General features: G+C 35.6%; 10 protein-coding genes. 7 read left to right on the top strand and 3 right to left on the bottom strand.

The window, feature by feature from the left end; translation table 11 throughout:
• The first annotated feature begins 1 nt into the window (after position 1).
• From citF to icd, 6 genes are all read left to right on the top strand, one after another.
• Positions 2-1,531: a citrate lyase subunit alpha gene (gene citF, locus BCR23_RS01275; RefSeq protein ID WP_069633690.1), complete on the top strand. Its 1,530-nt coding sequence runs from the start codon at positions 2-4 to the stop codon at positions 1,529-1,531.
• Complete coding sequence (gene citX, locus BCR23_RS01270) at positions 1,524-2,066, top strand: citrate lyase holo-[acyl-carrier protein] synthase (protein WP_069633689.1); 543 nt, start codon at positions 1,524-1,526, stop codon at positions 2,064-2,066. Before citF ends, citX begins: the two co-directional genes overlap by 8 nt.
• Positions 2,063-3,454, top strand: coding sequence for an oxaloacetate decarboxylase subunit alpha (locus BCR23_RS01265; RefSeq protein WP_069633688.1), 1,392 nt, complete (start codon positions 2,063-2,065; stop codon positions 3,452-3,454). Before citX ends, BCR23_RS01265 begins: the two co-directional genes overlap by 4 nt.
• 566 nt (positions 3,455-4,020) lie before the next feature.
• Positions 4,021-6,729 (top strand): aconitate hydratase AcnA, encoded by a 2,709-nt coding sequence (gene acnA, locus BCR23_RS01260; protein WP_205688479.1) that lies wholly within the window; start codon positions 4,021-4,023, stop codon positions 6,727-6,729.
• A 419-nt stretch (positions 6,730-7,148) separates the two neighbouring features.
• Positions 7,149-8,294, top strand: a complete 1,146-nt coding sequence (locus BCR23_RS01255) for a citrate synthase (protein WP_069633686.1) — start codon at positions 7,149-7,151, stop codon at positions 8,292-8,294.
• A complete protein-coding gene (icd, locus tag BCR23_RS01250) occupies positions 8,291-9,565 on the top strand; it encodes an NADP-dependent isocitrate dehydrogenase (RefSeq protein ID WP_069633685.1) in 1,275 nt (424 codons plus the stop codon). Before BCR23_RS01255 ends, icd begins: the two co-directional genes overlap by 4 nt.
• 278 nt (positions 9,566-9,843) lie before the next feature.
• Here icd and BCR23_RS01245 read toward each other — a convergent pair whose 3' ends face one another.
• The 3 genes from BCR23_RS01245 to BCR23_RS01230 all read right to left on the bottom strand — a co-directional run bounded on the left by BCR23_RS01245 (position 9,844) and on the right by BCR23_RS01230 (position 12,894).
• The gene (locus BCR23_RS01245; RefSeq protein ID WP_010760878.1) at positions 9,844-10,044 is read right to left on the bottom strand and encodes a cold-shock protein; all 201 of its coding nucleotides are present in this window, start codon (positions 10,042-10,044) and stop codon (positions 9,844-9,846) included.
• Positions 10,045-10,512: 468 nt separating this feature from the next.
• Complete coding sequence (locus tag BCR23_RS01240; RefSeq protein WP_069633684.1) at positions 10,513-11,643, bottom strand: baeRF6 domain-containing protein; 1,131 nt, start codon at positions 11,641-11,643, stop codon at positions 10,513-10,515.
• A gap of 705 nt (positions 11,644-12,348) precedes the next feature.
• Positions 12,349-12,894 carry a DUF5626 family protein gene (locus tag BCR23_RS01230; protein WP_069633682.1) on the bottom strand — a complete coding sequence of 182 codons (546 nt, stop codon included), beginning with the start codon at positions 12,892-12,894 and terminating at the stop codon, positions 12,349-12,351.
• Between the two features lie 534 nt (positions 12,895-13,428).
• Here BCR23_RS01230 and BCR23_RS01225 point away from each other — a divergent pair.
• A complete protein-coding gene (locus BCR23_RS01225; RefSeq protein WP_069633681.1) occupies positions 13,429-14,310 on the top strand; it encodes a helix-hairpin-helix domain-containing protein in 882 nt (293 codons plus the stop codon).
• Positions 14,311-14,404: the final 94 nt, after the last annotated feature.

Here is a 14,404-nt window from a genome sequence, read left to right as displayed (position 1 = left end):
AATGAAAAACAATGTAGGCAAAGAAATTCCAGATAATTATGCTGAACAATACGGTTTATTTAAAGATGAATTGACAAATATTCATAAATACAAAGAAGCTAGTCGCACTATCAATCCAGTCAGACCGAGAGATACCAAATTATTGGGTAGTTTAAGAGAAGCCATTGAAAAAACAGGCTTAAAAGATGGGATGACGATTTCCTTCCACCATCATTTTCGTGAAGGGGATTTTGTCATGAACATGGTGTTACAAGAAATTGCTGCGATGGGAATCAAGAATTTAGCGATTGCACCTAGTTCAATCGCAAATATCCATGAACCATTAATCGAACATATTAAAAATGGTGTGGTAACAAATATTACGTCTAGTGGTTTACGTGATAAAGTGGGGGCTGCGATTTCTGAAGGAATCATGGAAAAACCAGTTGTGATTCGTTCACATGGAGGCCGTGCCAGAGCGATTGCTAGAGGTGATATCCATATTGACGTAGCCTTTCTTGGGGCACCAAGTTCGGATGCGTATGGAAATGTAAATGGGACAAAAGGCAAGGCAACTTGCGGATCTTTAGGTTATGCCATGATTGATGCCAAATATGCGGATCAAGTGGTGATTATTACAGACAGCTTGGTGCCGTACCCAAATACACCAATCAGCATTCCACAAACCGATGTGGATTTTGTTGTTGAGGTTGAGGCTATTGGTGATTCTGACGGGATAGCCAAAGGAGCAACTCGTTTTACAAAAAATCCCAAAGAATTATTGATTGCTGAATATGCTGCTAAAGTGATTACACATTCTCCCTACTATAAAAGTGGATTTTCTTTCCAAACGGGAACAGGGGGAGCTGCGTTGGCCGTTTCCAGATTTTTGAAAGAAGCAATGATTAAAGACGGTATTACAGCAAGCTTTGCATTAGGTGGGATTACCAATGCAATGGTTGAACTGCTAGAAGAAGGTCTGATTGAAAAAATAATTGATGTCCAAGATTTTGACCATCTGTCTGCCAATTCGTTAGGAAAAAATACCAACCATTATGAAATTGATGCAAATATGTACGCTTCGCCATTAAGTAAAGGTTCAGTGATCAATCAATTAGATACAGCGATCCTTTCAGCACTTGAAATTGACACAAATTTCAATGTGAATGTCATTACTGGTTCAGACGGTGTTATTCGTGGTGCCTCTGGGGGACATTCAGACACAAGCGCGGCATGTAAAATGAGTCTGGTAATTGCACCCTTGGTTAGAGGTAGAATCCCGACAATCGTTGAAGAAGTCAATACTGTGGTGACGCCTGGAAGTAGTATAGATGTTGTGGTAACTGAAATCGGAATTGCCATTAATCCAGCACGTCAAGATTTAGTAGAACATTTTAAAGCAGTGGATATTCCACAATTGACGATTAAAGAACTACAGCAAAAAGCCTATAGTATTGTAGGACAACCTGATACAATCCAGTACGGCGAGCAAATCGTCGCCCTAATCGAATACCGAGATGGTTCAATTATTGATGTGGTTAAGAATGTCTGAAACCTATTTAAAAGGAGAAAAAATTACTCTCGAAGAAATAATGGATGCTCGGGAAAACCGAGTGATAATTCAACAAGAGCTGTTACAAAAATACCCAACGTGCACTTTATTAAGCGCTACAATGAATATCCCAGGACCTGTAAAAACAAATGAGCAACTAAGAAACGCATTTTTAACTGTCATTAAAGAGATCAATACGCTGTTTCTTCCTGAAAAGTTAGTTGTTTGTAAACATCAAGAGTTGAATACAGGTTCTGAATATTATCTAGTCCTTAACGAAACACCTGAAGGACTGAAAAAGAAATTAATTCAAGTTGAAGAAACACATATTTATGGACGGTTGATGGATTTAGATGTGATTTATCTTAAAGATCACAGACTATGTTCAATAAGTCGCACAGCACTAAATCACAAACCAAGAACCTGTTTTATCTGTGATGAAGAAGCAAAAATCTGCGGCAGACAAAGACGTCACAGTATAGAAGAAATGCAACAAACCATTAGTCAACTCATTGAGAAAGGAAAGATGAAATGACAAAGAAAATCCTTTTTACTGAAACAGTTTTAAGAGACGGACAACAAAGTCAAATAGCTACACGGATGCCGACAAGTGATATGCTTCCGATCATTCAAACGCTGGACGAAGCTGGATATCACGCTTTAGAAATGTGGGGCGGGGCAACGTTTGATGCCTGTATTCGTTTTTTGAATGAAGATCCTTGGGAACGCCTAAGAACAATTCGAAAAGCAGTCAAAAATACAAAATTACAAATGCTCTTACGAGGACAAAATTTACTTGGTTATAAAAACTATGCGGATGATGTTGTAGAAGCCTTTGTTAAAAAATCAATTGAAAATGGGATTGATATTATCCGCGTTTTCGATGCATTAAATGATACAAGAAATTTACAAACATCCATCGAAGCAACGAAGAAATTTGGTGGTCACTGCCAACCAGCAATCTCTTATACAACCAGTGATTTTCATACAATTGATTATTTTGTCGGATTAACTAAAGAATTAGAAAAAATGGGTGCTGATTCAATTTGCATTAAAGATATGGCAGGAATTCTGACACCAGACGATGCTTATCGTTTAGTTACAGAAATAAAAAACAACATCCAAGTACCCTTGGAAGTTCATACACATGCGACAAGTGGTATTTCAGAAATGACGTACCTAAAAGCTGTCGAAGCCGGCGCAGATATTATTGATACAGCGATTTCTTCATTTTCAGGTGGAACGAGTCAGCCTGCAACGGAATCAATGGCGTTGGCATTAGAAAATCTAGGTTACGATACTCATTTAGATATGAAAAAAGTAGCAGAAGCTGCCGATTATTTTAATCCGATTCGTGACAAGTTTAGAGAAGAAGGCCTGTTGAATCCCAAAGTGAAGGATACAGAACCAAAAACCTTGATTTACAAAGTACCTGGGGGGATGTTATCAAATCTATTGAGCCAGTTAACTGAACAAGGATTAGCAGATAAATACGAAGAAGTTTTAAGAGAAGTACCCAAAGTTCGAGCTGATCTAGGTTACCCGCCACTTGTAACCCCGCTATCACAAATGGTTGGGACTCAAGCAGTGATGAATGTTATCAGCGGAGAACGCTATAAAATGGTACCAAAAGAAATCAAGGACTATGTAAAAGGACTATACGGAAAACCACCAGTAGCGATTTCAAACGAAATGATAAAACTAATTATAGGCGAAGAAGACATTATCACAGTTAGACCCGCTGATTTATTAGATCCGGAACTACCTCAATTTGAAAAAGAAATAAGTGAGTATGCAAAATCAACAGAAGATGTTTTGATGTATGCTTTGTTCCCACAACAAGGGAAAGATTTTTTAGGTAGAAGAGAAGACCGATTCTATGATGTTCCTTTGCAAGAAGTTAAAGTTACTTTAGATATTTGAGTAAACACGTTACAAACCTAGCTTATTCTAAGCGGAGTTTGTAACGTGTTTTATGTTGGTTTTAAAGAAAACTTTTAAAAAATTTTGTCTTACATGGAAGCGGCAAAAACGTCCTGAAAATGTGTAAATATGACTTAGTAAAAGTCATCTATTTAGTGAGGGAAACAACATTTTTTAAGATGTGTTTTTGGTTAAAAAAACATGTGCAAATCATTTAAAATAGCTAATTTTTATTAAAGGCATACCTGTTAAAACTCAACAAAACCTTTATATAAAAGTTTTTATTTTCATGACATGTACATGACGTTTCTATGTTAATTAATGTTACTTTTCTCATTATCTTAAAGGTTTACATTTATTTATAATGTCGTTATAATGGCTGAAATCAGGTTACATAGATTATGAAACTGTAAAGATTTTTCTTTTTGGAAGCATGTACATTAAAACAAACTGAATTATTTAGCATTTTCTATTATCCAAGCTCATGAGCTAGTCTATCAGAGAAAAGACGAAAATTAAATGTGTAAAAAAAGTCTGTTCAGTTTTGAAATTTAGGAGGGATGTTTTTGATTACCAGCAAACAAGCATCAGAAACTTTTTTTGAAATGAATCATAAGCAATACAGTTATTACTCATTAGCTTCATTGGAAACGGCTCAAGATCCATTTGTTGCCAAATTACCATTTAGCATTCGTGTACTCTTAGAATCGTTGTTACGACAAAAAAATGGAGTCGGAATCACTCAAGAGCATATTGATGATTTGTCTCGATGGTCTTCAAAACATATTAATAATGGTGAAGTCCCTTTTAAACCTGCTCGAGTGATTCTTCAAGATTTCACAGGTGTTCCAGCTATAGTTGACCTAGCCTCTTTAAGAAAAACGATTGCCGATTTTGGCGGAGATCCTACCACCATCAATCCAGAAGTTCCTGTAGATTTAGTAGTCGACCATTCTGTTCAAGTAGATGTTGCAGGAGTGAAACAAGCATTGCAATTAAATATGAAAATGGAATTTCAGAGAAATCAAGAGCGCTATAGATTCTTAAGTTGGGCGCAAAAAGTCTTTGATAATTATCGTGTCGTACCACCTGCGACAGGAATCGTTCATCAAGTCAACATTGAGTATTTAGCCTCTGTTGTGACACAAAAAAAACAAGAAGATGGCAGGATTTTACTTTATCCTGATACGCTTGTTGGTACAGATTCTCATACAACCATGGTTAATGCATTAGGTGTTTTAGGTTGGGGTGTTGGCGGAATTGAGGCAGAAGCTAGCATGCTTGGGGAGCCTTCTTATTTTCCAATTCCAGATGTTGTGGGTGTCCGTTTTATCAATGAGTTATCTCAAGGTGCTACTGCAACAGATTTAGCATTAAAAGTAACTCAAGTGTTAAGAGAACAAAAAGTTGTTGGAAAATTTGTTGAATTTTTTGGCTCGGGTTTGGTTAATTTAAGTTTAGCTGATCGAGCAACTGTAGCGAACATGGCGCCTGAATACGGTGCAACCTGTGGCTTTTTCCCTGTAGATGATGAAACGATTCGTTATCTGCGACTAACAGGAAGGGAAGAACAAGCAGTAGTAGTAGCCGAGCGTTACTTAAAAGAAAATCAATTATTCTATGATCCGATAAATGATCAAGAACCTAATTATACAAAAGTGATTGAAATCGATTTAAGTGAAATTGAAGCAAACCTTGCAGGACCAAAGAGACCACAAGATCTGGTTCCTTTATCAGAAATGAAAACAGCTTTTGAACAAGCATTAAAAGCACCCGCTGGCTTGCAGGGCTATGGCCTCTCAGAAGAACAGCGGGAAGAAAGTGTTCCTTTAGAGTTAGAAGGAGTTCACCATCAATTAAAACCAGGAGCAGTAGGGATTGCAGCAATTACTTCATGTACGAACACATCCAATCCGTTTGTTATGCTGAGTGCAGGTTTAGTTGCTAAAAAAGCGGCATTGCTTGGCTTAAACGTACCAAACTATGTAAAAACGTCCTTAGCACCAGGGTCAAAAGTTGTTACGGCGTATTTGGAAAAAGCAGGATTGTTGCCTTATCTAGAACAACTGGGCTTCCATTTGGTTGGTTATGGCTGTACCACATGTATTGGTAATTCAGGAGCTTTAAAGCCTGAAATCGAAGAAGTGATTAAAGATAATGATTTGCTAATGGCAGGTGTATTAAGCGGTAATCGTAACTTTGAAGGTCGTATTCATCCCTTAGTCAAAGCGAATTATCTCGCTTCACCACCACTAGTGGTACTCTATGCTTTAGCTGGAAGGGTTGATATAGATGTATTCAACGAACCAATAGGTATAGGTGAAAACGAGATGCCGATTTATTTTAATGACTTATGGCCTACCAGAGATGAAATTCAAAAGTTAATTGATGAATGTGTCACACCAGAATTGTACCAACAAGAATATGCGCAGGTTTTCAGTGACAATGAGGAATGGAATAATATTGAAACCAATGATGAACCCTTATATAGCTGGGAAGAAGCATCGACTTATATTGCTAATCCTCCATATTTTAAAGGAATGTCCAAAGAAAGAGAATCAAGAAAACCCTTAAAACAATTAGCGGTGATCGCAAAATTCGGTGATTCGGTAACAACAGACCATATATCACCAGCCGGAAGTATTCAAAAAAATAGCCCAGCAGGTCAATATTTAGTTGATCGAGGAGTGGCAATTCGTGAATTTAATTCTTATGGAGCCAGACGTGGTCACCATGAAGTGATGATGAGAGGAACGCTAGCCAACATTCGTATTCGTAACCAGCTAGTCCCAGAAATTGAAGGTGGCTATACTGTTTTTGCACCAACACAAGAAAAAATGTCTATTTATGATGCTGCAATGAATTACCAGAAACAAGGGACGAAACTTGTGATTCTTGCTGGTGATGATTATGGGATGGGCTCATCAAGAGACTGGGCAGCAAAAGGAGTACAGCTTCTTGGTGTGGAAGCAGTAATTGCGAAAAGCTATGAACGAATTCATCGTTCAAATCTAGTAATGATGGGCGTTTTGCCATTGCAATTCAAACCGGGAGAAGATGCTGATCACTTAGGTTTAACAGGAACTGAGTTATTTGACATCGATATAGATGAAACGAAAGGCGTTTTGGATACTGTGACTGTGACTGCAAGTAAACCAAACGGAGAAGTAATCAAATTTGAGACGCTTCTTCGTTTTGATTCAGCGGTTGATATCACTTATTATCAGCATGGCGGAATTTTGCCAATGGTGATTCGAAAGAAACTTCAAAGCTAGTAGGGGATAAGGTATAAAACAAAATAGAAGGTTGTTATCCTAAACGGTCTAGCTTTACGAGCGAATCTCTCGGGAAAAAGATAAAAATAGATAGTGGTAAAAAGCACCACTATCAATTTTTCCTATTTTCCAGTCGAGATAGATAGAGCTCGTTCAGCTTTTATTATCTAGCTTTACGAGCGAATCTCTCGGGAAAAAGATAAAAATAGATAGTGGTAAAAAGCACCACTCTCGATTTTTCCTATTTTCCAGTCGAGATAGATAGAGCTCGTTCAGCTTTTATTATCTAGCTTTACGAGCGAATCTCTCGGGAAAAAGATAAAAATAGATAGTGGTAAAAAGCACCACTCTCGATTTTTCCTATTTTCCAGTCGAGATAGATAGAGCTCGTTCAGCTTTTATTTAAAGGAGGAACTTGGATGGAGATTCATAAAGGCTTAGAAGGTGTTATTGTTTCTGAAACAAAAATTAGTTCAATCGTAGAAAATCAATTGTTGTTTGCGGGATTCAATATTGATGATTTAGTAGCTGAAAATGTTCAGTTTGAAGAGGTGATTTATCTACTATGGTATTTGAAAATACCCACCAATCAAGAGTTGGAAAAGTTTAAACAAGATTTAGCTGCCCAAATGCCAATATCTGACACAATCGTTACTTGCTTAAAGATTCAAACACGTCAGAATCTTCATCCGATGAGTGTGTTGCGATCAACGATTTCTCTTTTAGGTGTCTTTGATCCAAATGCTGAAGCGACAGACGATAGTTCAACTTACCAACAAAGTATTGCTTTACAAGCAAAAATGCCGACAATCATTGCTGCCTATGCACGGCTAAGAAAAGGCTTAGACCCTATTCCACCACGCAGCGATCTATCCATCGCAGCGAATTTCCTTTATATGTTGACAGGAAAAGAAGCAGAGGAAATACAGGTTGCCGCTATGAATCAAGCGTTGGTTCTTCATGCAGATCATGATTTAAATGCCAGTACGTTTACAGCTAGAGTTTGCGCATCCACATTATCGGATGTCTATTCATGTATTACTGGAGCAATCGGTTCTTTAAAAGGACCTCTGCATGGCGGAGCAAATGAACGTGTTTTTGATATGTTGATGGAAATCAATTCAGGCAATTTGAATGTAGAAGAGTATCTAAATCAAAAACTAGATCGAAAAGAAAAGGTCATGGGCTTTGGTCATCGAGTATATAAAACAGAAGATCCGAGAAAAAAACATCTGAAAAAATTAGCAAAAGAGTTAACAACTCTCACAGAAAAAGAACAGTGGTATTTTTTATCTTGCCAAGTTGAACATTATTTAAAGAAGACAAAAGGGTTGATTCCTAATGTCGATTTTTATTCAGCGACAGTGTACCATTGTTTGACTATCGATAGTGATTTATTCACATTGATTTTTGCTATGAGTCGGGTTTCTGGCTGGTTAGGGCATATTTATGAACAGAAAAAAGAGGATTGTTTGATTCGTCCTCGCTCTCATTATGTTGGTCCTAGACAGGTAAAATATAGTGAATTAAAAACGACACTGCATTCGGGAGGAATGGAAGCATGAAAAATGGGGCGAAAGTTGTTTTTGAGAATGGAAAACTAATAGTTCCTGATTTTCCAATCATTCCTTTTATTGAAGGGGACGGAATCGGGCCTGAGATTTGGCAAGCTGCTAAAAATGTGTTTGATACAGCTGTAGAAACAGCATACGCTGGGAAACGAAAAGTAGTTTGGCAGGAAATATTAGCAGGGGAAAAAGCCTTTAACAAAACGGACAACTGGCTGCCGAGTGAAACATTGGAAACCATAAAAACGCATCTCGTAGCGATCAAAGGTCCTTTAACGACTCCGATTGGCGGCGGTATTCGTTCACTGAATGTCGCTTTGAGACAAGAATTAGATTTATACATTTGTTATCGTCCAGTCCGTTATTTCAAAGGTGTACCGTCACCACTAAAGAATCCAGAAGCGACCGATATGATAATTTTTCGGGAAAATACGGAAGATATTTATGCTGGTATTGAATTTCCAGCTAAGAGTTCAGAGGCTGACAGACTGATTGCTTTTTTAAAAACTGAATTTGGTGTAAATAAAATCCGTTTTCCAGAATCATCAGCAATCGGTATTAAACCTGTTTCACAAGAAGGAACTGAACGTTTAGTTCGTGGAGCAATTGAACATGCTTTAGAAAATAACCGTAAATCAGTAACCTTAGTCCACAAAGGAAATATAATGAAGTTCACAGAAGGTGGATTTAAAAACTGGGGATACGCTTTGGCCGAAAAAGAATTTGGGGATAAAGTTTTTACTTGGGAAAAGTACTTGAAGCTCCAAAATGAATTTGGAAAGATTGAAGCTGATCGGCATTTGCGAGAGGCTGAGGAATCTGGAAAACTAATCATCAAAGATAGAATCGCAGATATCTTTTTACAAGATATTTTACTTCATCCTGAAAAGTATGATGTGATTGCTACTTTGAACTTAAATGGTGATTATATTTCGGATGCACTCGCTGCTCAAGTTGGTGGGATTGGAATTGCACCTGGAGCAAATTTAAACTTGGAAACAGGACATGGTATTTTTGAAGCAACTCATGGAACGGCTCCAGAGTTTGCTGGATTGAATCAACTGAATCCATCCTCCTTATTACTATCAGGTACACTGATGTTTGATTATTTAGGTTGGAAAGAGGTCAGTCAATTAATCACTAAAAGCATTGAAGAAGCGATAGGAAACAAGACTGTGACGAAAGATTTCGCAGATCAAATGGAAGACGCAACTTTATTAAGCTGTTCTGGATTCGCTGATGAGCTAGTACGATTGATTAAAGAATAAGCTAAAAGAAGAGGTTGAGACAAAAGCGTTTAGCGCTGAGAACCGAGTAGGGACTGAGTAACATCAACTTATATCTCAGAAATAAGAAGGGATTTTTGAAGCCTTCAAATCATTTAGAGTTTGGTATGATCGAAGCGTAGTAGCTGTTTTTACAACACTATTTATTTGGGTTTAGAGGATGAGGCAAAAGAGCTTTTTACTTTTGTCTCATCCTCTTCTTTTTTAGATATAAAAAAACCTGACGAATATTCGTCAGGTTTTGAATTTACTAAGGTTAATTACGCTTTGTTAACGTTAGTAGCTTGAGGACCACGTTGGCCTTCTTCAACGTCGAAAGTCACTGCTTGACCTTCTTCTAAAGTTTTGAATCCGTCGCCTTGGATAGCTGAGAAATGTACGAATACATCGTTACCGTTTTCTGCAGTGATAAATCCAAAACCTTTGTCTGAGTTAAACCATTTTACTGTACCTGTTTCCATAATAAAAATCCTCCTTGTGTTATACACATATTTGCAATTACTTGAAAGGTGAAAATGTGGAAGATGTTTATTTGAAACAGCTACACATATATTACCGAACAAAAACTACTCTTTTATAATAGCATATTTCTAGACTCTTGACTAGTAATATCTCTTTAGAAAATAAAGATTTGTTAAGAAATAAAGATTAATTGTCAAAAAAAATTTATTTCTGTTATAGTATAGAAGTATTAAGCATTAGATATGAAAGTAATGATAGAGTTATGTCGTAGAAATCTATTCCGAAGGCGCAGCCTGGGAGCTGCATAGATTTGAAAGTAGGAAGGGTTCAGATTGTTTAGATGAGAATAAGGTTATCCTTACTAATAGATAGTTTTTACATGGTTTATAGCTAAAAAAATATTTAATTCACTTAATTAAAGAGCCACTTGACTGAGATAGTCAAGTGGCTCTTGTCCATTTATCTGATCAGTAGCGAAGAATGGCTAATAGCGTTTTTTCATCAGGTGATGCTTTTTGGTCTAAAACAAAAACCTTACCACCGGTTTTTAAGACTTTATCAGTGACTTTATTTAAGACTTTTCTACGGTCAAATTCTTCATTAGACATTTCTGTTGTTTCATTTACGAAGTTAGCTGTAGAAATAAATAAATGAGAGACACGACCTTCGTCAGTTGCCGGCACAATATCAACAAGTTGATCAACAAACTTTTTATCTAACAATTGGTTATACGCAGTTGTCTCAACTGTTTCAAGCTCAGCATTGATTTTTTTAACACCTTTTTCAATATCCTTGATAGAGACTTGTGCAGGTGAAAGTGAGACAGAGACCGATGTATCTAAATAAGGATTCTTTGCTATCTTTTTAAATAATGTTTGATTTTCTGGTAAAGCATACAAACGAATAGGAAGTTTATCGGAGTTAACAAATGTATCTTTTAAATAATTGTCAACGGCTTGATAGTAATTTGTCCAGTCGATTTTTACTTCTTCATCTTTTGTATTGACACCATGATAGGCAACACCTTCTTTTGAAGAACCGTTATAACCAGTACCTCCTTGAATGGAGTAATTTACATCGCCGCCTGTTAGTTCATCTCCTAAAGCGCTAACCAAATCAATTGGAGCATCTTCTGGAAGAGAGACAGGTTTAGCACGATTGTCTTCAACTAAGTATAACTGCATGGAGTCTCGATTTAATGCTAATAAATAATAACGATAATTGAATTGATTATTTTTGATGATGCCTAAAAGATAAGGTCGATCGTCCACGTAGTATTGATTATCAACGGGAACGTTTAATCGGTGAATAAAGATATCTTTTTCGTTGATAATAATGGATACACTTTTGGTTGCATTTCGCCAAAAAGAGGCATCCGCAAGCAATGCATCAATTTTCTCTTGAAATGGTACCCAAGATAGATCGGTGTATTTTTTCTCAAAACGGCTTTTAGCATCTTTAGCGAAATTTTTTAAAGCTAAAGAATCTTTTTCGACATCTTGATGAGCAACATGAGTGTTTAAAATAAATGTAACAAACGGACCTTGAACTTTGTCAGAGATTAGAACGGATAAATTGTCTTTTTCTTGATCTAACATAATACATTCCCCCTAAGTTTAAAGCTGTATGAACCGTTTAATTTAAAACAGTGACATTTTTTCACAAGTTTTAGTAAGCTGATTCACAAAGCTGGCTATATTGAAACATTTTTTTGTTACTAACAAAAGTGTAGCACAGGCATAAAAATGTTGGAACTAATAAGGGTTGATAGAATGTAAAAGAAAAGGAAACTTAAGAGGTCATACTATGAGTAATTCCTCATAGTTTTTTTATAAAATATAAAATAGCTATTCATTTTTATTTAAAGTGAAAGTGCTAGTATATCTTCATGCCAATTATCCCGAATTGGTTTTTCATACTTACTCCTACCAAGAGTAAATAACAACCTTCATTTCCACCACAGACGACGGTCGTGGTGGTTTTTTTGTTCCTTTGGTCTCGATGATGGATGGATCGAGACTATTTTGGCAGAGGATTTTTAATTAAAAGAATAACCCCCTTCAATGTGATGAGGATTATAAGTAAAGGAGCAAGTTACTTATTTAAAATTACAAACGTTATGACAGGTAATAAAAAACAAATAATAGACAATCCGTTAATCCAGATGAGGATAAGAGCTATTTTGCGTATTTTTTTATTATTACTGTTTTTGTTAAAGTAGATTAATACACACTCCACTAACATTAGCAAAGTTAATGTTAGTAAAATTAAACCAAGCATGTTATGAGCTCCTCTCATGATTTTTAAGGTATGTCAAGATGCGTTTGTAAATTATTTCCACTTATTACTGCTCTGAGCCTGAAACTTGTGTTAAATCCCCAACCTTTAAAGCCAAAGCTCGCTCTACCAGGTAATCGAGTCTCTTTATTTGTACGTGTCAATTTATTCGTGCTAACATCCCAGATTAATCCGTTAGACCAAGCATTATAAGCTCTAGTGATATTTTTGTTTTTTACAGTAATTCCGAATCCTACATTAGCGGTTACGCCAATAAAATGTATATTATAGTTTTTGTTTTTCGCAACTTCACTGTGGATTAATCCTCTCGATTGTAATGAAGGAATTTCATCAATGACAATCTTACCTAAGTATATCCCATCGTTGCTATAAACAGGGGATTCACTGTGTTGCAAGTCTCCGTCAATGTTAATTGAAGGAACTTCTTTTTCTGAATTTATCACTTGTTCTGTTTCTTCTGCAGACGCAGGTGTGGTGAACAATAGTAAAGATAGTCCTACCAATAAATTAGCAAGTAATGTTTTTTTCTTCATTTTTTTCCCAACTCTCATTTTTTTCCTCATCGCGATTTAGATATTTATATAATACATTATGTTCGTATATTTGTAAATGTTTTTTAATTTATATTGACTTTAATTTTAATTTAAAATTAATCTTTAAAGAGCTTGGTTTTTTTTGTTTGGGTATTGATATTTATGGTTTCTTAGTGATTTTGATTTAAATATTCTTAATGTTGAAATAATTTATATAGATGATGTGGAATGAGTAATATTAAAAATATATTAGGGAGTTGGCGGTATCTATTATTTTATCAAATGTAGATAATGTAGATGGAACTGTAAATATAAATAATACATCTATTGAATAGAATGGAATAAATATATTTATAAAGAGAGAATGCTTGAATGTGTAAGATTTTCATTAAATCCATGATTCGTAATAAGGATATCGAGTTCTGCATAAAACAAAATACATTTAAGATGTTTCGTCATAGCGTTTAGAAAATGAAAATAACTCTTTTTAGAAGTCTTGTGCAAGGTTGTTGTTTATATTATACTTAATGGTAAAAATAAAGGATGTTTTTTATGAGGAAAATAAAATCAACGCTAGTAATTTTGTTAATAGTTTTTTTTGTCACAGGTATTCCAAAGGATGCAAAAGCTAGTGGGGGAATAAACATTAATGAAGCAAATTACGAAGAGTTACAAAAGATAAAAGGAATAGGCAAAGTAATCGCTCAGAGAATTATTGAAGAAAGACCTTATGATTCATTGGATGATTTAATCAGAGTAAAAGGCATAGGAAAAGTTACTTTAGAAGAGATTAAAAATCAAGGATTAGCGTACAAAAAAGTCTCGTTTGATGGAGTTTTTCCAGCAAAAATCATAGATATTTTTGAAAGCTCCAGTATAGCATACTCAGTAGGGGAAGGTTTGAACAAATCAATAAACGATTTCGTTACAGAAAAGGAACTAGAGGAGGTAAAAAGTGTTGAGGCTAATCCTGAAAAATATCCAGTAGTGTATTCGTTAAGCGGAGTGCAATATTTAAAAAATTTATATTTTTTGGATGTTTCAGATAATAAGTTACGAAATCTGAATGGATTAGAAAAAATAGAGTATTTACAGTTGTATGCAAATAATAATCAAATAAATGATATTTCGGGTTTGAAAAATCTGAAGTTTTCGGATGATTTACACTTATTTAATAACCAGATTGACTCTATAGAATATCTATCTAATCTTGAAGCAGTCAATCATTTTATTTTAGATCAAAATAATATTTCTGATTTATCACCAATAGGTAAGATGAGATTTATAGGAGGTCTTTGTTTATCTGGTAACCCAATTAGTAGTTTCGCTTCATTGAAAACTGTTGAATATTTTGTTTTTGTTAGCTTCAATGGACAGTCCTATTATAATTATTCAGATTTAGAAGTGGCTTTTCCAAATATGACGAATATGTAAGGATGGTAACAAGAAGATAGTCAAGTCGCCGCTTTTCAATGGTCAGTATTTTTATATAGAAAAGAGAGTAGGGGAGTAATCAGAAAAAAATCTG

Origin of the sequence: Enterococcus quebecensis (assembly GCF_001730365.1) — a bacterium.
Taxonomy (GTDB): domain Bacteria; phylum Bacillota; class Bacilli; order Lactobacillales; family Enterococcaceae; genus Enterococcus_L; species Enterococcus_L quebecensis.
The sequence above is the reverse complement of the archived record's forward strand: the minus strand, read 5'-3'. Positions and strand labels throughout refer to the sequence as shown.